14 protein-coding genes and 1 tRNA gene are annotated in these 17,769 nt (G+C 70.9%); 8 read left to right on the forward strand and 7 right to left on the reverse strand.

Annotation, left to right across the window (positions count from 1 at the left end; genetic code table 11):
• Nucleotides 1-29 precede the first annotated feature (29 nt).
• From ACIQ7M_RS22360 to ACIQ7M_RS22375, 4 genes are all read left to right on the forward strand, one after another.
• Nucleotides 30-653 carry a DUF501 domain-containing protein gene (locus tag ACIQ7M_RS22360; RefSeq protein WP_403646905.1) on the forward strand — a complete coding sequence of 208 codons (624 nt, stop codon included), beginning with the start codon at nt 30-32 and terminating at the stop codon, nt 651-653.
• Nucleotides 650-1,621 carry an exopolyphosphatase gene (locus ACIQ7M_RS22365; protein ID WP_403646908.1) on the forward strand — a complete coding sequence of 324 codons (972 nt, stop codon included), beginning with the start codon at nt 650-652 and terminating at the stop codon, nt 1,619-1,621. Before ACIQ7M_RS22360 ends, ACIQ7M_RS22365 begins: the two co-directional genes overlap by 4 nt.
• A gap of 633 nt (nt 1,622-2,254) precedes the next feature.
• Complete coding sequence (locus ACIQ7M_RS22370; RefSeq protein ID WP_326787331.1) at nt 2,255-3,643, forward strand: NAD(P)/FAD-dependent oxidoreductase; 1,389 nt, start codon at nt 2,255-2,257, stop codon at nt 3,641-3,643.
• A gap of 229 nt (nt 3,644-3,872) precedes the next feature.
• Nucleotides 3,873-5,162 carry a class I SAM-dependent methyltransferase gene (locus ACIQ7M_RS22375; protein ID WP_403646912.1) on the forward strand — a complete coding sequence of 430 codons (1,290 nt, stop codon included), beginning with the start codon at nt 3,873-3,875 and terminating at the stop codon, nt 5,160-5,162.
• A 139-nt stretch (nt 5,163-5,301) separates the two neighbouring features.
• Here the strand turns inward: ACIQ7M_RS22375 and ACIQ7M_RS22380 are convergent, their stop codons facing one another.
• Together ACIQ7M_RS22380 and ACIQ7M_RS22385 are read right to left on the reverse strand one after the other, a co-directional pair.
• Nucleotides 5,302-7,830 carry an ABC transporter permease gene (locus tag ACIQ7M_RS22380; RefSeq protein ID WP_403646915.1) on the reverse strand — a complete coding sequence of 843 codons (2,529 nt, stop codon included), beginning with the start codon at nt 7,828-7,830 and terminating at the stop codon, nt 5,302-5,304.
• 58 nt (nt 7,831-7,888) lie between these two features.
• Nucleotides 7,889-8,689 carry an ABC transporter ATP-binding protein gene (locus ACIQ7M_RS22385; RefSeq protein ID WP_403646918.1) on the reverse strand — a complete coding sequence of 267 codons (801 nt, stop codon included), beginning with the start codon at nt 8,687-8,689 and terminating at the stop codon, nt 7,889-7,891.
• A gap of 449 nt (nt 8,690-9,138) precedes the next feature.
• On the opposite strand from ACIQ7M_RS22385, the gene ACIQ7M_RS22390 reads away from it, so the two are divergent.
• Nucleotides 9,139-9,221 (forward strand) — tRNA-Leu (locus ACIQ7M_RS22390).
• 433 nt (nt 9,222-9,654) lie between these two features.
• Nucleotides 9,655-10,551: a Bax inhibitor-1/YccA family protein gene (locus ACIQ7M_RS22395; RefSeq protein ID WP_355763779.1), complete on the forward strand. Its 897-nt coding sequence runs from the start codon at nt 9,655-9,657 to the stop codon at nt 10,549-10,551.
• Nucleotides 10,552-10,679: 128 nt separating this feature from the next.
• Here the strand turns inward: ACIQ7M_RS22395 and ACIQ7M_RS22400 are convergent, their stop codons facing one another.
• A complete protein-coding gene (locus ACIQ7M_RS22400; protein ID WP_103550712.1) occupies nt 10,680-10,910 on the reverse strand; it encodes a DUF4287 domain-containing protein in 231 nt (76 codons plus the stop codon).
• A gap of 104 nt (nt 10,911-11,014) precedes the next feature.
• Between ACIQ7M_RS22400 and ACIQ7M_RS22405 the strand changes: the two genes are divergently transcribed.
• A complete protein-coding gene (locus ACIQ7M_RS22405; protein ID WP_326787337.1) occupies nt 11,015-11,326 on the forward strand; it encodes a hypothetical protein in 312 nt (103 codons plus the stop codon).
• Nucleotides 11,327-11,382: 56 nt separating this feature from the next.
• Here ACIQ7M_RS22405 and ACIQ7M_RS22410 read toward each other — a convergent pair whose 3' ends face one another.
• From ACIQ7M_RS22410 to ACIQ7M_RS22420, 3 genes are all read right to left on the reverse strand, one after another.
• On the reverse strand, nt 11,383-12,189 hold the full coding sequence (locus ACIQ7M_RS22410; RefSeq protein ID WP_386982219.1) for a hypothetical protein: 807 nt from the start codon (nt 12,187-12,189) through the stop codon (nt 11,383-11,385).
• Nucleotides 12,190-12,472: 283 nt separating this feature from the next.
• The gene (locus ACIQ7M_RS22415) at nt 12,473-13,693 is read right to left on the reverse strand and encodes an acetyl-CoA C-acetyltransferase (protein ID WP_389849113.1); all 1,221 of its coding nucleotides are present in this window, start codon (nt 13,691-13,693) and stop codon (nt 12,473-12,475) included.
• A gap of 589 nt (nt 13,694-14,282) precedes the next feature.
• The gene (locus tag ACIQ7M_RS22420; RefSeq protein ID WP_355763788.1) at nt 14,283-15,311 is read right to left on the reverse strand and encodes an SGNH/GDSL hydrolase family protein; all 1,029 of its coding nucleotides are present in this window, start codon (nt 15,309-15,311) and stop codon (nt 14,283-14,285) included.
• Between the two features lie 143 nt (nt 15,312-15,454).
• On the opposite strand from ACIQ7M_RS22420, the gene ACIQ7M_RS22425 reads away from it, so the two are divergent.
• A complete protein-coding gene (locus tag ACIQ7M_RS22425; protein WP_355763791.1) occupies nt 15,455-16,849 on the forward strand; it encodes a cystathionine beta-synthase in 1,395 nt (464 codons plus the stop codon).
• Nucleotides 16,850-17,247: 398 nt separating this feature from the next.
• On the opposite strand, the gene ACIQ7M_RS22430 is transcribed toward ACIQ7M_RS22425, so the two are convergent.
• A complete protein-coding gene (locus ACIQ7M_RS22430; protein WP_386982224.1) occupies nt 17,248-17,685 on the reverse strand; it encodes a hypothetical protein in 438 nt (145 codons plus the stop codon).
• Nucleotides 17,686-17,769: the final 84 nt, after the last annotated feature.

The raw sequence follows: 17,769 nt of genomic DNA on the forward strand, positions 1-17,769 counted from the left end.
ACTGACCAGAAAGACACGTGACTCACGGCATGGAAACGCCACCCCCCACCACCCCGCGCACCGAGCCCACCGACGCCGACGTCGAGGCCTTCAAGCAGCAGCTCGGCCGGCCGCCGCGCGGACTGCGCGCGATCGTGCACCGCTGCCCCTGCGGCCAGCCGGACGTGGTCGAGACGGCGCCCCGCCTCCCCGACGGCACGCCGTTCCCGACCACGTACTACCTGACGTGCCCGCGGGCCGCGTCCGCGATCGGGACGCTGGAGGCCAACGGGGTCATGAAGGAGATGACCGAACGGCTGGCCACCGATCCCGAGCTGGCCGCGGCCTACCGCGCCGCCCACGAGGACTACATCGCGCGCCGTGACGCGATCGAGGTCCTGGAGGGCTTCCCGAGCGCGGGCGGCATGCCGGACCGGGTGAAGTGCCTGCACGTCCTGGTGGCGCACTCGCTGGCCGCCGGACCCGGCGTCAACCCGCTCGGCGACGAGGCCATCGCCATGCTGCCCGAGTGGTGGCGCAAGGGCGCGTGCGTGACGACCCCGGACGCGCCGGCCGGCGAGACGACCGAGGACGGTACCGGCCACTTCGCCGTGAAGCCCGTCGAGTCCGCCGAGTCCACCGGTTCCGCGGAGTCCGCCGAGGACGGCCGGTGACCCGCGTCGCCGCCGTCGACTGCGGTACGAACTCCATCCGGCTCCTGGTGGCCGACGCGGACCCGCGGACGGGCGAACTCACCGACCTGGACCGGCGGATGACCATCGTCCGGCTGGGCCAGGGCGTCGACCGCACCGGGCGGCTCGCCCCCGAGGCGCTGGAGCGGACCTTCGCCGCCTGCCACGCCTACGCGCGGACCATCAAGGAGCACGGCGCCGAGCGGCTGCGCTTCGTCGCCACCTCCGCCTCCCGGGACGCGGAGAACCGCGACGAGTTCGTGCGCGGGGTCCTGGACATCCTCGGCGTCGAGCCCGAGGTCGTCACCGGGGACCAGGAGGCCGAGTTCTCCTTCACCGGCGCGACCAGGGAACTGTCCGGGCGCGACGACCTCGCCACGCCCTACCTGGTCGTGGACATCGGCGGCGGCTCGACGGAGTTCGTCGTCGGCGCCGACCGGGTGCGCGCGGCACGCTCCGTGGACATCGGCTGCGTACGGATGACGGAGCGTCACCTCGTGCGCGACGGCGCGGTCACCGACCCGCCCACCGCCGAGCAGGTCGCGGCCATGCGCGCCGACATCGAGGCCGCCCTCGACCTCGCCGAGGAGACGGTCCCGCTGCGCGAGGCGCGCACCCTGGTGGGGCTGGCCGGCTCGGTCACCACGATCGCGGCCATCGCGCTGGACCTCGCCGAGTACGACTCCGAGCGGATCCACCACTCCCGCGTCTCCCTCGCGCGCGTCCGCGAGATCACCGAGTGGCTGCTGCGCTCCACCCACGCCGAGCGCGCGGCCGTCCCCTCCATGCACCCGGGCCGGGTGGACGTGATCGGGGCCGGTGCCCTCGTCCTGCTCTCGATCATGGAGCGGACCGGGGCCGAGGAGGTCGTGGTCAGCGAGCACGACATCCTCGACGGCATCGCCTTCAAGGTCGCGGAGGACGCCGAAGCGGCCCGGCAGGGCGACTGACACCGGCAGGGTGACCGGCGCGGGCCGGGCGACTGGTGCCGGCCGGGTGTCCCGGCGCCCGGTGACGCGTCGAGAACGGGTGTGAGGCGGCCCCGGTTCCCCTCCCGAGGGGCCGGGGCCGTCGGCGTTCTCCGGCGGCCGAACAGGGCTCTGGAGGGCCGTGTGGGCCGGGCCGCGCGGGCGTGGCACGGGTCTCCTTTGCTACTGATCGGTAGCCTCGGCTGAGCGGGTCGGATAGCGTATGAGCGTGCTGGAGGGGGTCCCGGACGCCGTCCCGTAGGGCTTCGTCGAGAAACTTCGTGAAGTTCTTCACAAGGAAAAAGCCCCTGCTGAGCGACGAAGAGGCCACGAAGGGGCCACTTGGGCCCTTCCGTGGGGCCGGGCGGGTCCGGCAGCATCGTCGGTGAAGCGTTGCGGCCGCGTTTCGGGGCGGTGAAACACAGGTGTGGTCCGCTCGGCCGAACGGGTTGGGCCGCAGCTCACGCGGTGTTGACAACGGTACGAACCGTACGGCGGTCCACCCCCGCCGCCATGGCCCCGGTCACGGGGGCGGCGGAGTGTAGCAGAGCCCCTGTCCGAGCTTGTGAAGGGGCGCACGAGCGACCCCCCTGAAGCGGGTGGATACTCGATGGCATGAGCACCACGGAGCGTCCCAGGATCCTCGTAGTAGGCGGTGGGTACGTAGGCCTGTACGCAGCTCGGCGCATCCTCAAGCAGATGCGCTACGGAGAGGCGACCGTCACGGTCGTCGACCCCCGGTCGTACATGACCTACCAGCCCTTCCTCCCCGAAGCAGCCGCCGGCAGCATCTCGCCGCGGCACGTCGTCGTCCCGCTGCGGCGTGTACTTCCCAAGGCGGAGGTCCTCACCGGCCGGGTCACCACCATCGACCAGGACCGCAAGGTCGCCACGGTCGCCCCCCTCGTGGGCGAGGCGTACGAGCTGCCTTTCGACTACCTCGTCATCGCGATGGGCGCGGTCTCCCGCACCTTCCCGATCCCCGGTCTCGCCGAGCAGGGCATCGGCATGAAGGGCATCGAGGAGGCCATCGGCCTGCGCAACCACGTTCTCGAGCAGCTCGACAAGGCCGACTCCACCACGGACGAGGACGTCCGCCGCAAGGCGCTGACCTTCGTCTTCGTGGGTGGCGGCTTCGCCGGCGCCGAGACCATCGGTGAAGTCGAGGACATGGCCCGTGACGCGGCCAAGTACTACAGCAGCGTGTCCCGCGAGGACATGCGCTTCATCCTCGTCGACGCCGCGGACAAGATCCTTCCCGAGGTCGGCCCCAAGCTCGGCCAGTACGGCAAGGAGCACCTGGAGAGCCGCGGTGTGGAGATCTACCTCTCCACCTCCATGGACTCCTGCGTCGACGGCCACGTCGTGCTGAAGAACGGCCTCGAGGTCGACTCCAACACGATCGTCTGGACGGCCGGCGTCAAGCCGAACCCCGTTCTCTCCCGCTTCGGTCTGCCGCTCGGCCCGCGTGGCCACGTGGACACCCAGACCACCCTCCAGGTGCAGGGCACGGACTACATCTGGGCCGCGGGCGACAACGCCCAGGTGCCGGACGTCGCCGCCCGCAAGGCCGGCGTCGAGAACGCCTGGTGCCCGCCGAACGCGCAGCACGCGCTGCGTCAGGCCAAGATCCTCGGCGACAACGTGATCTCCGGTATGCGGGGCTTCCCGCAGAAGGAGTACGCGCACGCCAACAAGGGCGCCGTGGCCGGTCTCGGTCTGCACAAGGGCGTCGCGATGATCGTCATGGGCAAGATGAAGATCAAGCTCAAGGGCCGTCTCGCCTGGTACATGCACCGCGGCTACCACGGTCTGGCCATGCCGACCTGGAACCGCAAGATCCGCGTCTTCGCGGACTGGACGCTCGCGATGTTCCTCAAGCGCGAGGTCGTCTCCCTGGGCGCCATGGAGACTCCGCGCGAGGAGTTCTACGAGGCCGCCAAGCCGGCTCCGGCCGCCCCGGCGCCCGCCGTCAAGACCGAGGAGAAGGCCAAGGCCTCCTGACCTCCGGTCACCGAACGCCCCGAGGGGGCCGCCCGCCATCCGTGGTGCGGGCGGCCCCTTCGGCGTTCCCTCCGTCCCGCGCGGCTCGGCCCGCCCGACGCACTCCTTGAAGTGTGGCGCGTACACACATTTTGCGAATCTGTGTCGCGGAAGCGGGACTGCGCGCTGAGCGGGTAGATGTTTACCGGGTGTCGGAGCGTTCGGGAGTGCTGTCTCGGAGGTGTACGCCATGCAGGATGCCGCGCCGCGGCTCAAAGGCCTTGTCGAACAATTGCTGGGAACCCCGCTCCCGTTGCGCGTCCGCGCCTGGGACGGTTCGGAAGCGGGTCCGCCCGCGGCACCGGCCCTCGTCGTCCGCAATCGGCGGGCCCTGCGCCGACTGCTGTGGAAGCCGGGCGAGTTGGGGCTGGCCCGCGCCTGGGTCTCCGGCGACCTGGGCATCGAGGGGGACCTGTACACCGCCCTGGACCTGATCTCCGGGCTCGTCTGGGAGCGCGGCGAGGACGCGCGCGGCCTCGGGGCGGCGCTGCGCGATCCCGAGGTGCGCGCGGCCGTCCGCGGGCTGGTGAGGATGGCGGGACTGCCGCTGCCGCCCGCCCCGCCCCCCGAGGAGGTGCGCCGACGCCGCCACCTGCACACCAGGCGCACCGACCGGAGCGCGATCAGCCACCACTACGACGTCGGCAACGACTTCTACGCGCTCGTCCTCGGCCCGTCCATGGTCTACTCGTGCGCCTACTGGCAGGAGGGCGCCACCCTGGAGGAGGCGCAGCGCGACAAGCTCGAACTCGTCGCCCGGAAGCTGGCTCTGAAGCCCGGTCAGCGGCTCCTGGACGTCGGCTGCGGCTGGGGCTCGATGGCCGTGCACGCCGCCCGCGACCACGGCGTGCGGGTGGTCGGGGTGACCCTGTCGCAGGAACAGGCCGCGTACGCCCGTAAACGGGTCGCGGAGGAGGGCCTGACCGACCGGGTGGAGATCAGGGTGCAGGACTACCGGGACGTCACCGACGGGCCCTACGACGCGATCTCCTCCATCGGGATGGCCGAACACGTCGGCGCCGAGCGCTACCTGGAGTACGCCGAGACGCTCGGCCGCCTCCTCGCCCCCGGAGGGCGGCTGCTCAACCACCAGATCGGCCGGCGACCGCAGCGCGACGAATCCTCGTACGCCGTCGACGCGTTCATCGACGCCTATGTGTTCCCCGACGGGGAACTCGCCCCCGTCGGGACGACCGTGGCGCTGCTCGAACGGGCCGGGTTCGAGGTGCGTGACGTCGAGGCCCTGCGCGAGCACTACGCGCTCACCCTGCGCCGCTGGGTCGCCAATCTGGAGGCGGGCTGGTCCCGCGCCGTCCGGCTCACCGGTGTCGGCCGGGCCCGCGTCTGGCGGCTGTACATGGCGGCGAGCGCGGTCGCCTTCGAGCGCAACCAGATCGGCGTCAACCAGGTGCTCGCGGTGAAGACTCCGGGCACGTCCGGCTCCTCCGGGATGCCGCTGCGGGCGAGAACCTGGACCTGACGCGCCCGAAGTGCCGGCGCGCACGCGGAGGGGGTCCCGTTCCGTCCGGAACGGGACCCCCTCAACCTGTCTTCCCGGGCTCACCCGTCCTCCCGGGCCGCCGCCGTGCCCGGTCGCCGGGCCCGGTCGTCGTGTCCGGTCACTCGGACTTGATCGCCCCCAGCATGTTCAGGCGGGCCGCCCGGCGGGCCGGCCAGAGCGCGGCCAGGACGCCGACGGTCGCCGCGAGCAGCAGGAAGAGCGCCATCCGGCCCCAGGGCAGGACGAGTTCGTACGTCGCCATCCTGCTGCCCAGCAACTCGCCGGCCGCCCAGCCGAAGAAGACGCCGAGACCGATGCCGAGGACACCGCCGAAGAGCGAGATGACCAGGGACTCCAGACGGACCATCCGCTTGATGCCCTTGCGGTCCAGGCCGATCGCGCGGAGCATCCCGATCTCCTGCGAGCGCTCGAAGACCGACATCGCGAGGGTGTTGATGACGCCGAGGACGGCGACGATCACCGCCATGGCCAGCAGGCCGTAGAGCATGTTCAGCATCAGTGTGAACATCTGGGCGATGCCGTCGGAGATGTCCTGCCTGTCCTGGACCTTTACGGCGGGGTTGTCGCCGAGGGCCTTCTCCAGCTTGTCCTTGGCCGAGGCCGAGGCGCCGCCCGCCGTCTTCACCATGACCTGCATGTCGGAGGTGTCCCGCTGGTGCGGGGAGAGCGCGGCGGTGTCGAGGATGATGCCCTGGATCATCTCGTTGCCCTCATAGACACCGGCGACGGTCAGGCGTTCCTTCGCCCCGTCCTCGTACGCGACCTGGAAGCGCGAACCGGCCTTCCAGCCATGGGACTTCGCCGTGTCCGAGTCGACCACGACCTTGGTGCCGCCGACCTCGAAGGCGCCGTCGGTGACGTCGAGTTCGGTGAGCTTGCCGATGGCCGCGCCGTTGACGCCGGTCAGGAACTCCGTCCGCCGGTCGATGCGGGAGGGCGCGTTGCGCAGCGGGCTGATGTCGGTGACCCCGCCGACCGAGGCGAGCTTCTTCTCGACGTCCGGGGAGAGGGAGTTGCCGTTCGCCATCGACACGACGTAGTCCGCCTTGATCGCCGAACTGGCCATCTTGTCGATCGACTTCTGGAGGCTGCCGGCCATCACGGTCATGCCGGTGATCAGCGTGAGACCGATCATCAGCGCCGAGGCGGTGGCGGCGGTGCGGCGCGGATTGCGCACCGAGTTCTGCCGGGCCAGCTTGCCGGAGATCCCGAAGACCCGCAGGACCGGAGCCGCCGCGGCGATCAGCGGCCGGGACAGCAGCGGGGTGAGGACGAAGACGCCGATGATGAGCAGCACGGCGCCGAGGCCCATCGGGGCCTGGCCGTCCGAGCCGTCCATCGTCGTGGCGTAGAGGACCACGGCGACACCCGCGGCAGCGAGCAGGGCGCCGATCGTGTTCCGCAGGACCAGGGACTTCGTCGTCGCCTTCGCGTGGAGGCTGCTCATCGCGGCGACCGGCGGGATCTTCGCGGCGCGCCGGCCGGGCAGCCACGCGGCCAGCATCGTGACGAGGACGCCGACGAGCAGCGCCGTGGCGACGGTGCCGGGCGAGACGACCAGCGGGCCGTCCGGCACCGTGGCGCCGAGCGTGCCCATGAGGGAGCGCATCGCGGCACCGATGCCGATGCCCGCGGCGAGCCCGCCGACGGCGGCCACCGCGCCGACCACGAAGGCCTCGATCAGCACCGACCGGGTGACCTGGCGGCGGGAGGCGCCGACGGCGCGCAGGAGCGCCAGTTCCTTGGTGCGCTGGGCGACCAGCATGGTGAAGGTGTTGGCGATGATGAACGTGCCGACGAACAGCGCGATCCCGGCGAAGACGAGCAGGCCCGTCTTCATGCCGCTCATCGCCGCGGAGATCTGCTCGGCCTGGTCGTCGGCGAGCTGACGGCCGGTGACCGTGGAGGCGGTGTCCTTCGGCAGGACGGCGTCGAGCGCCTCGCGCAGCGCGTTCTGGCTGGTGCCCGGCGCGGCCTTCACGTCGATCTCGTCGTAGGAGCCGGCCGAGTGGAACAGCCGCTGCGCGGTCGCGGTGTCGAACAGGGCGAGGCTGCCGCCCGCGGCCACGTTGCCGTCGTCGGTGCTGAAGACGCCGGCGACGACGGGCTCGAGGACGGGACCGTCGACCGACAGGCGTACGGTGTCGCCGACCTTGTAGCCGGCCCGCTTCGCGGTCTCGGCGTCGATCGCGATCTCGCCGGTGCCGTGCGGCGCGTGCCCGGCCGTCAGGGGATAGCGGGGGTCCTTGTCGCCCCAGAAGTTGCCGCCCTGGGACTGGAAGCCGCCGCCGATGAGCTTGCCGTCCTTGTCGGCGATGGCGGTGAAGCCGTTGACGACTCCGATCGCGGAGGCGGCTCCCGGGACGCCGGCCGCCTTGTCGAGCAGCGGCCGCGTCAGCTTGTGCGTCCGGCCGAGGGTGTCGCCCTTGTCCGCCGCGCTCTCGGGGCGGATGGCGACGTCGACCTGGTCGAAGCCCTTGGCGGAGCTCTTCTGGTAGGCGTCCGAGATGGTGTTGGTGAAGACCAGGGTCCCCGAGACGAAGGCGACGCCGAGGAGGACGGCGAGCACGGTCATCAGGAGTCTGGCCTTGTGCGCGAACACGTTGCGCAAGGCGGTACGGAACATGGTGTGTCTCAGTCCAGGTGTACGAGGAGTGGGGGCGCGTCGGGAGGCTCGGCCCGCGTCAGCTCGTGCGGTTCTCGCCGTCGAATTCGGGGGTCCGGGGGTTTCCCCCGGGAAGTTTCCGCATGCGGTCGAGGACCGAGTCGGCGGTCGGCTCGTGCACCTCGTCGACGATCCGTCCGTCCGCGAGGAAGACGACCCGGTCCGCGTAGGCGGCGGCCACCGGGTCGTGCGTCACCATCACCACGGTCTGGCCGAGTTCGCGGACGGAGTTGCGCAGGAAGCCGAGGACCTCCGCGCCCGAGCGGGAGTCGAGGTTCCCGGTCGGCTCGTCGCCGAAGATGATCTCGGGGCGGGAGGCGAGGGCGCGGGCGACGGCGACGCGCTGCTGCTGGCCGCCGGAGAGCTGGGAGGGCCGGTGGCTCAGCCGGTCCGCGAGGCCGACCATCTTGATGACGGTGTCCAGCCACTCCTTGTCGGGCTTGCGGCCCGCGATGTCCATCGGGAGCGTGATGTTCTCCAGGGCGGTCAGCGTCGGCAGCAGGTTGAACGCCTGGAAGATGAAGCCGATCTTGTCCCGGCGCAGTTTGGTGAGCCGCTTGTCCTTCAGGGAGCCGAGTTCGGTGTCGCCGATGCGCACCGAGCCGGAGGAGAAGGTGTCGAGTCCCGCCACGCAGTGCATCAGCGTGGACTTGCCCGACCCCGAGGGGCCCATGATCGCGGTGAACTCGGCCTGCCGGAAGTCGACGCTGACCCGGTCGAGCGCGACCACCTGGGTCTCGCCCTGCCCGTAGACCTTCGACAGTTCCGTGGCGCGGGCTGCGACCGCGGTGCTTGTGCCGGCGAGGGGAGTGGTGGTCACGGGAGGGTGCTCCTGTCGGGACGAGGACGTTGCTGGGGACGTGTTCCATCGTCCGTGCCGATTCGCGCCCTGTAGTCACCCGCTGTTCCGGTTCCGGGGGCAGCCTCGGGTCGGACCGCGAGCGGTCGTGTCATACCTGGGTATGACGGAACGCCCTGAGAGCCGTCCGGGTCGCCGCCGGGGAGCGCGCGGCGCGCGGCCGTACTCCCGGGAGCCGGCCCGGGACCTGGTCCGGGGCTCGGCGTGATCGCGCTCGGACGGTGAAATTCCGTCAATCCCCGTACGCGGGCTGCGCGGGTCCGGGAGGCTGTTGGCAAGTGCTGACGGCCTGTGCGGCGGTCTGATGCACCCTCAGACGTCAATAAAATAAGACAACATCGGTACGCACGCCCGCTGTTCGGGGGACGCGCCCCGATAGGCTCGGAACCTCGATGCGGAGCCCATGGTCTGCCCGGATGGTGGAATGCAGACACGGCGAGCTTAAACCTCGCTGCCCCTCGCGGGCGTACCGGTTCAAGTCCGGTTCCGGGCACTTCCCGCCCCTGTGACGCAGGACGCGGGCCACAGTCGGAACTCTCCGAGCGTGGCCCGCCGGCTGCATCCCCCTCGCCTTCGCCCTCTGCGCGGCATCCCGCTCACCCATTGACGGCCGTTCCCCGGCGGCGGACTCTCGCCGCCCCACGAGGTGAAGGAATTTTCACCGAACGAACAGGAAGGGGAGGGCGGGGGATGCGTACCGCCGCGGCGGACCCCGCGGAGGGCCGTACGGGCCTCCCCGTCCGAGCGCGGCGAGCCGCCGTCGCGAAGAGCGGTGTCACGGCTTCGTACCAGTGCGGGCGCAGCAGGGGGCACACGCGTACGGTGGCACAACGAGGGAAAGATCCTCCTCAAGCACTAGGGTCCTTCCTTTGCCTACCCATTACCCTTGAGGCCAAGGCCACGCACGGTGGCCATGGAGGAGTGAAATGAGGAGCAGTAACCCGGTCTTCTCGCGACGGGGGTTCAGCCGCGACAACGGCTACGCGGGCTTCAACGCGGCGCCGCAGGCCGGGGGACCCGCTGTCGGCACGCAGGGGAACCCGTACGCCCAGCAGGGCGGCAACCCCTACGCGCAGAACCCGTACGCGCAGAACCCCTACGCACAGCAGGGCCTCCAGCAGGGCGCTCCGCCGCAGGCCCCGGTCACCACCGGCCGTATGACGATGGACGACGTCGTCATGCGTTCGGCCATGACGCTCGGCACGGTCGTCGTCGGCGCCGTCCTGGCCTGGGCGCTGCTGCCCGTCTCCAGCACGAGCTACGGCCTGGCCATCGGCTCCGGCCTGGTGGCCTTCGTCCTCGCGATGGTTCAGTCCTTCAAGCGCGCGGCCTCGCCCGCGCTGATCATCGGGTACGCCGCCTTCGAGGGCGTGTTCCTCGGTGTCATCAGCGAGATGTACAACTCGCAGTGGCACGGCGCGCCCTTCCAGGCCGTGCTCGGCACCATGGCGGTCGCCGGCGCCACCCTCCTCGTCTACAAGGCGGGCTGGATCCGTGTCACCGCGCGGTACGCGCGCATCGGCATCACCATCGCCATCGCCTTCATCGCCGTCATGGCGGTGAACCTCCTGCTGGTCGCCTTCGGGGTCGCCCCCGACGGCGGACTGCGCAGCAGTGGCCCGCTGGGCATCGCCGTCGGCATCCTGGCGATCCTGATCGGCGCGTTCTTCCTGACCCTCGACTTCAAGCAGATCGAGGACGGCATCACCTACGGTGCGCCGAAGGAAGAGGCCTGGCTGGCCGCGTTCGGCCTGACCATGACCCTCGTGTGGATCTACGTCGAGATGCTGAGGCTGGTCGCCATCTTCAGCGGCAGAGACTAGTCACGCCGGCGGCCGGACAGGCCGTCAGCCGATGTGAAGGGCCCGCGAACCACCAGTTCGCGGGCCCTTCGTCATGGGTGCCTCGTCGCGTGTGTGTCGTCGGACGCTGGTCTTCCGGTGGTGCGCGCTCACAGCAGTTTGCGCGCGGCCCTCCTCAGGTCGTACTCGTGGATGATCGCTTTGGCGTGGCCGTACGCGAGGTCGTGTTCGGCGCGGAGCCAGCTCACCTTCTCCTCGAAACGGAAGAGGGCGGGGCCTTCGTCGACGGTGCGAAGCCAGTCGGAGATCTCACGACCGGTGCAATGGGGGATGCGGGCGAGCAGGTTGCGATGGGTCTCCTCGGAGAAGACTTGGGACATCGGCGCCTCCGAACGCAAAGGGGATGTAAGCCGGTCCTTCACGCCACCGTGCCTGAGGGTTGGGTTGTTGGCAACAGTCCCGCCGCTGCGCGTAGTCTCGCGGCGTGCTGGATACGACGCCGTTGACCCGAGCCGTGGACCACTTCGCCGACCGGTTGCGAGCCGCCCCGCAGAGCCGTCTGCAACGCAGTGCCGCGGCCGAGGCACTGGGGCTGGCCAGGGAGTTCGCGCTGCGCGCCCAGCGGGTCGAGGACCCGTCGGGGGAGCCCCGGGAGATGCCCGACGCCGGGATGTTCGCCGCCGCCGACCAAATCACGGTCGCCGCGCACGACTTGGCCCTCGTACTGAAGAACGAGGAGGAACTGGCCGAAGCGGTCACGCTCGTGGCCGAGGCGCAGAAACGCGCCGGGGTCTGACCTGCTCGGTCGACTCCGGCGCGCGGGGTGCCGCGGTCCGCCCCCCGGGGCGGACGCTACAGCGACGCTATGACGCGGTCCGCCAGGATGTAGACGCTCTCCTCGCCGAAGGAGAAGGTCAGCGCGTACGCGCCCGAGACGCCGGAGCCGCCGAGCAGGACCGGGGCCTCACCCGCCGTCAGCGCGGCGGCGAGCCGCTGCGCGGTCTCGCGGTGGCCCGGGGTCATGCACAGGGTCGTGCCGTCGGCGAAGACGTAGACGTCGAGGGTGCCGAGCGGGCCGGGGCGGACGTCCGCCAGTTCCGTACGGGACTCGGCGAGCTCCTCCAGGCGGGCCACCGTGCGTTCGTGGTCGCTGACCACCGGCGACTGGACCGGGACGAAGTCCGGGTGCGAGGGGTGACGGCGGCGGGCCGCGGCGAGCTCCGGGGAGTCGCCGGCGGTACCGCTCTGGTGGAAGTCCTCCAGGTCCGTGCCGGTCTCGGTCACCGGCTCCAGGTGGTCGAGGCCCACGAAGTCGGAGTGTCGCGGCAGGAACAGCTCGCTGTCCGGCAGCCCGAGCAGCGACGGCGCGTCGGAGGCGTCACGCGCCTCCTGGGCGGCCCAGAAGGCCCGCGCCTCGGCGAGCTCCCGCTCCCGCTCCTCGGCCAGCGCATCGGCCACGGCCGTGCGTATCTCGTCCGCGTCGGCGGATCCGCGCGCCGCGGGCACGAGAGCCCGTGCCGCACTGGCACGGCTCGCGACGAGTTCGCTGTGCAGGGCTGCCACCTGCCGACGCACACCCCACAGGGTGCGCAGAACGGCGACGCCCACGGCCGCGCTTGCGGCGGTGGCGAGCAGCAGAGCAATCGGCATGGCGCTCACTGACGTACTCCCGGTTCAAGGTCGGCCCCCGACTTCCTACATCAGCTTGAAGGGCGAACCATCAAACTGTCAGTGCGTAACGTCACGAATAGGACAGGACTTTGGGCCTCGGGTTTAGCTGTGCAATGCACCTGACCTGCGGAAATACCCTTCCAGGGGGACATAGGTCACATCTTGGATGGGATTGGATCACAAATCGGCCCAGAGGCCCGGTGGTTCCGGGCTTCTGGGCCGATTCGTTCACGCTGGGTTCAATTCCCGTCACAGGAACGGGTCATCGCGGTCAGCTCAGACGCTCGATGACCATCGCCATGCCCTGACCGCCGCCGACGCACATGGTCTCCAGACCGAACTGCTTGTCGTGGAACTGGAGGCTGTTGATGAGCGTGCCGGTGATGCGGGCGCCGGTCATGCCGAAGGGGTGGCCGATGGCGATCGCGCCGCCGTTCACGTTCAGCTTGTCCAGCGGGATGCCGAGGTCACGGGCGCTCGGGATCACCTGGGCGGCGAAGGCCTCGTTGATCTCGAACAGGTCGATGTCGTCGACCGTGAGGCCGGCGCGGCCGAGCGCCTGCTTGCTGGCCTCCACCGGGCCGAGGCCCATGATCTCGGGGGACAGGCCGGTGACGCCGGTCGAGACGATGCGGGCGAGCGGGGTCAGGCCGAGCTCGCGGGCCTTCGTGTCGGACATGATCACGAGGGCGGCGGCGCCGTCGTTCAGCGGGCAGCAGTTGCCGGCGGTGACCAGGCCGTCGGGGCGGAAGACCGGCTTGAGGCCCTGGACGGCCTCCAGCGTCACACCCGCGCGCGGGCCGTCGTCCTTGCTGACGACCGTTCCGTCCGGGGTCGTGATCGGGGTGATCTCGCGCTCCCAGAAGCCGTTCTTGATGGCTTCCTCGGCGAGGTTCTGCGAGCGCACGCCGAACTCGTCCATGTCCTGGCGGGTGACGCCCTTGAGGCGGGCCAGGTTCTCGGCGGTCTGACCCATCGAGATGTACGCGTCCGGGATCAGGCTGTCCTCGCGCGGGTCGTGCCAGGCCGAACCCTCCGACTGTGCGACCTCGAGGGTGCGGGCCTCGGCGTCGGTGAAGAGGGGGTTGTGGGTGTCGGGCATGCCGTCGGAGGTGCCCTTGACGGACCGCGACACCATCTCGACGCCCGCCGAGATGAAGACGTCGCCCTCGCCCGCCTTGATGGCGTGCAGGGCCATGCGGGAGGTCTGGAGGGACGAGGAACAGTAGCGGGTGATGGTGCAGCCCGGGAGGTGGTCCATGCCCATCTGCACGGCCACGATGCGGGCGAGGTTGTGGCCCTGCTCGCCGCCGGGGAGGCCACAGCCGAGCATCAGGTCGTCGATGAGCTTCGGGTCCAGCTCGGGGACCTTGGCGAGGGCGGCCTGGATGATCGTGGCGGTCAGGTCGTCGGGGCGCACGTCCTTCAGAGAGCCCTTGAAGGCGCGGCCGATCGGGGATCGGGCGGCTGAGACGATCACGGCTTCGGGCATCACGGCTCCATTGGCGTACGGGAAGTGTGCAGGGCTGCTTGGGAAGTTACCCGTACGTACCGTCGAGGTCACCGGTGCGGGGGTGTGACACCGGCCGCACTTTTCTAAGCGCTTGCTTTTTGCTGGCGGGGGCGCCTTGGGGGAGGGGTGCGTTTCCCGGGAGGGGTGGACAGGTGCCCCCGCGCAGGGGTGACCGCCCACGGGGCTCCGCCCCGGACCCCGCTCCTCAATCGCCGGAGGGGCTGAAAATTCGTGCCTCCGCCTTTCAGACACAGGGCAGGGCGACGGACCCAGGGGCGCGGGGAACTGTGCGGCCCGCCCCCATGGAGCCGCACCCGGCTACGGGCCTGCCCGGATCGGGGCTGGGCATTCGGTGCCGGGCTGGGTGACGGAGCCAGGGGCGCGGGGAACTGCGCGGCCGGCCCCACGGGCCCGCAGTCGGGTACGGCCTCGCCTGGCGGCCCGACCGGGGTCGCATTCCGGTGCCGGTCGGGGTGAGAGAGGCAGGGGCGCGGGGAACTGCGCGGCCCGCCCCCCCACGCACCCGCGGGCGGGTGGGGCCGGATCCCCCGGACGGGAGCCGGTGGGGTCAGTTGGACGGGGTCGGGGCCGGGTCCGTTGCCGGGAGGCGTTGGCGGCGGCGGCGTTTCAGGAGGGCCCAGGGGCCACGGGGCCCGGTGGGCATCGCGGCGGCGACCTCGGTGCCGGGCTCGGACGCGGCCTCCGCGGCGGCACGGGCGACCGGCAGGAACCCCTCGTGACGCGAGACGTCGGGCCGCTCCTCCTCTGCCGGCCAGAGGCCCAGCGCCGCGCAGACGGTGGGCAGCAGGGCCATGGCGGCCGTCGCGTACCCCTCGGCCGATGGGTGGTAGTGGTCCGGCCCGAACAGCTCGCGCGGGTTCGCCTCGAACTCGGGGCCCAGCAGGTCGCCCAGCGACACCGTACGGCCCCCCTGCTCGACCGTCCCGATCGTCTGGGCGGCCGCGAGCTGCCGGGACGCGCGCCGCGCCAGCCACCGCAGCGGCTGCTGCACCTGCTCGACCGTGCCCAGGTCGGGACAGGTGCCGACGACCACCTCCGCACCGGCCGTGCGCAGCCTGCGTACCGCCGCGGACAGATGACGCACGGAGCGCGTCGGCGGCATCCGGTGCGTCACGTCGTTCGCACCGATCATGATCACGCAGATGTCGGGCAGCCGTGCGGTGTCCGTGAGGGCGAGCGCGACCTGGCGGTCCAGGTCGTCCGACTGGGCGCCGGGCAGCGCCACGTTGCACAGCTCCACCGGCCGCTCGGCCACCGCCGCGAGCCCCGAGGACAGCAGCGCGCCCGGCGTCTGGCGGGCCCTGCGCACTCCCTGGCCGGCGGCCGTCGAGTCACCGAGCATCGTCAGCCGCAGCGGGGGTTCGTCAGGAGAGGCGCCGGTGTAGTCGTACCCGTACAGACCGTCGGCGCGCGGGGCGTAGGGAGCGTGTCCGTTGTTCACATGCCGCTTCACGAACTGCACCTCGGCCAGCACCAGACCGACAGTCGCCGCACCCACCAGCCCGATGCCGCCCCCGCCGTACGCCGCGCCCGCGGCGATCCGCCGGGCCACCCTCGCCCTCGACATGCTCGACATCCGTCGCCGCCACCTCCTGTAGCCGTACAACCACTGCTTGCCCCGAAGTGCGGGTGGGCCAATCTCAACTGCGGGTGAACGCCTGCGCAGGGCCGTAGGCTGACGGGACCATTCCTGTAAAAAACGCAGCTCCGGAGACAACGGTGCAATTCCACGACTCGATGATCAGTCTCGTCGGCAACACCCCGCTGTTGAGGCTCAACAACGTGACCGCGGGCATCCAGGCGACCGTCCTGGCGAAGGTCGAGTACTTCAACCCCGGCGGATCCGTGAAGGACCGCATCGCCCTGCGCATGATCGAGGCCGCGGAGGAGAGCGGCGCGCTCAAGCCCGGCGGCACGATCGTCGAGCCGACCAGTGGCAACACCGGTGTCGGCCTCGCGATCGTGGCGCAGCAGAAGGGGTACAGGTGCATCTTCGTCTGCCCCGACAAGGTCTCCACGGACAAGATCAACGTCATGCGCGCGTACGGGGCCGAGGTCGTGGTCTGCCCCACCGCCGTCGACCCGGAGCACCCGGACTCGTACTACAACGTCTCCGACCGGCTCGTGCGGGAGACCCCGGGCGCCTGGAAGCCGGACCAGTACTCCAACCCGAACAACCCCCTCTCGCACTATCACTCGACCGGCCCCGAGCTGTGGGAGCAGACCGAGGGGAAGATCACGCACTTCGTCGCGGGTGTCGGCACCGGCGGCACGATCTCCGGCACCGGCCGTTATCTGAAGGACGCCAGCGACGGCAAGGTGCAGGTCGTCGGCGCCGACCCCGAGGGGTCCGTGTACTCGGGCGGCTCGGGCCGGCCCTACCTCGTCGAGGGCGTCGGTGAGGACTTCTGGCCGACCGCGTACGACCGTACGGTCGCGGACGAGATCGTCGCGGTGTCCGACAAGGACTCTTTCCAGATGACGCGCCGCCTGGCCAAGGAGGAGGGGCTGCTCGTCGGCGGCTCCTGCGGCATGGCCGTCGTGGCCGCGCTGCGGGTCGCCGAGCGCCTCGGCCCCGACGACGTCGTCGTCGTGCTGCTCCCCGACAGCGGTCGCGGCTACCTCAGCAAGATCTTCAACGACGAGTGGATGGCCGACTACGGCTTCCTGGAGGACACCGGCCCGAGCGCCCGTGTCGCCGACGTCCTGAACGACAAGGCGGGCGCCTCGATCCCCTCGCTGGTGCACATGCACCCGGAGGAGACCGTCGGCGAGGCCATCGAGGTGCTGCGCGAGTACGGCGTCTCGCAGATGCCGATCGTCAAGCCGGGCGCCGGTCACCCGGACGTGATGGCCGCCGAGGTCATCGGGTCGGTCGTGGAGCGCGAGCTCCTGGACGCGCTGTTCACCAAGCGGGCCTCCCTGGAGGACCCGCTGGAGAAGCACATGTCGGCGCCGCTGCCCCAGGTCGGTTCCGGTGAGCCGGTCGGCGACCTGATGTCCGTGCTCGGCGGTGCCGACGCGGCGATCGTGCTCGTCGAGGGCAAGCCCACCGGTGTCGTCAGCCGGCAGGACCTGCTGTCCTTCCTGGCCAAGGGCGGCACCAGGGCCTGACCCCGTCCGGGGCCTGAGCAGGATTTCCGCTCGAAGTGTCGGATCCGTGTGGATCTTCCGGCGCCGGCCGGGGTGAACTTCGCGGAAGTGGTACGAGCGCGTCACGTCCGCGCAGCACCCGCTTAACACGGGTCCGGCACATTAGTGGGTGTCGGCAGGGCGGGAGCGGCTCCCCGCCAGGCCGGCGCCGAACGGCGCCAAGGACCTCCGGAGCGGCTCCCGGACCTCCATGGACGCCTAGGACGCGCAAGCCCGGTCCTGACCCGGCCCGCGTCCCTCGCGGGGACCGCCGTCGTCCCGCCCCCCTTCACCGGGGGTGCGGCGGTCCCCGCGCATAACGTCGAAAGGGCCCGGCGCTCATCCCGAGCGCCGGGCCCTTTCGTATGCACTTCCGGCCCCTACTCCTCCCAGTCCGACTCCTGCCGGGACGCGCGGCGGCCGAAGAAACCGGGGGACAGGCGCGCCGCCTGGACCACGTTCACTCCGACGATGCCGCCCCAGGCGACGAGCAGACCGGGCAGGTGGGCCTGGGCGGCGCCGATCGCGGACAGCGGGATCGCGAGGACGAGCGAGACGATGCCGAAACCGAAGCGCTCGCCCCAGGAGTCGGCGGACTGGGGCGAGCGCGACCCGCGCGCCACCACCATCTGCTGTTCGGCGAGCCGGCGCCGCACCCGGCGGTCGACCGCGCCGTCGAGGTGCTGCTCGACCTTCTCCAGGAACGAGTCGACCAGCGCGGACTCGTACTCCTCGCCCAGTTCCCTGCGCGCGTGCAGGGTGGCGTCGAGTTCCTTCTTCAGCTCCGCGTCGTCATGGCGGGCGTTCATACCGGTCATGTCCATCACGTTAGGCAGCCGGGACGCGTCTGGCACTGGGGATAGCCCCCCTGTTGCGGCGGGGCCGGGCCCCCGGAAGACGCC

This window comes from Streptomyces sp. NPDC096324, from assembly GCF_044763015.1.
Taxonomy (GTDB): domain Bacteria; phylum Actinomycetota; class Actinomycetes; order Streptomycetales; family Streptomycetaceae; genus Streptomyces.

What these genes read in the sequence shown, in the direction of transcription:
- ACIQ7M_RS22360 (WP_403646905.1), top strand. Translation starts at nt 30, where the DNA reads ATGGAAACGCCACCCCCCACCACCCCGCGCACCGAGCCCACCGACGCC.
- ACIQ7M_RS22400 (WP_103550712.1), bottom strand. Translation starts at nt 10,910, where the DNA reads ATGTCCCAAGTCTTCTCCGAGGAGACCCATCGCAACCTGCTCGCCCGC.
- ACIQ7M_RS22380 (WP_403646915.1), bottom strand. Translation starts at nt 7,830, where the DNA reads ATGTTCCGTACCGCCTTGCGCAACGTGTTCGCGCACAAGGCCAGACTC.
- ACIQ7M_RS22395 (WP_355763779.1), top strand. Translation starts at nt 9,655, where the DNA reads ATGAGGAGCAGTAACCCGGTCTTCTCGCGACGGGGGTTCAGCCGCGAC.
- ACIQ7M_RS22430 (WP_386982224.1), bottom strand. Translation starts at nt 17,685, where the DNA reads ATGACCGGTATGAACGCCCGCCATGACGACGCGGAGCTGAAGAAGGAA.
- ACIQ7M_RS22415 (WP_389849113.1), bottom strand. Translation starts at nt 13,693, where the DNA reads ATGCCCGAAGCCGTGATCGTCTCAGCCGCCCGATCCCCGATCGGCCGC.
- ACIQ7M_RS22370 (WP_326787331.1), top strand. Translation starts at nt 2,255, where the DNA reads ATGAGCACCACGGAGCGTCCCAGGATCCTCGTAGTAGGCGGTGGGTAC.
- ACIQ7M_RS22375 (WP_403646912.1), top strand. Translation starts at nt 3,873, where the DNA reads ATGCAGGATGCCGCGCCGCGGCTCAAAGGCCTTGTCGAACAATTGCTG.
- ACIQ7M_RS22420 (WP_355763788.1), bottom strand. Translation starts at nt 15,311, where the DNA reads ATGTCGAGCATGTCGAGGGCGAGGGTGGCCCGGCGGATCGCCGCGGGC.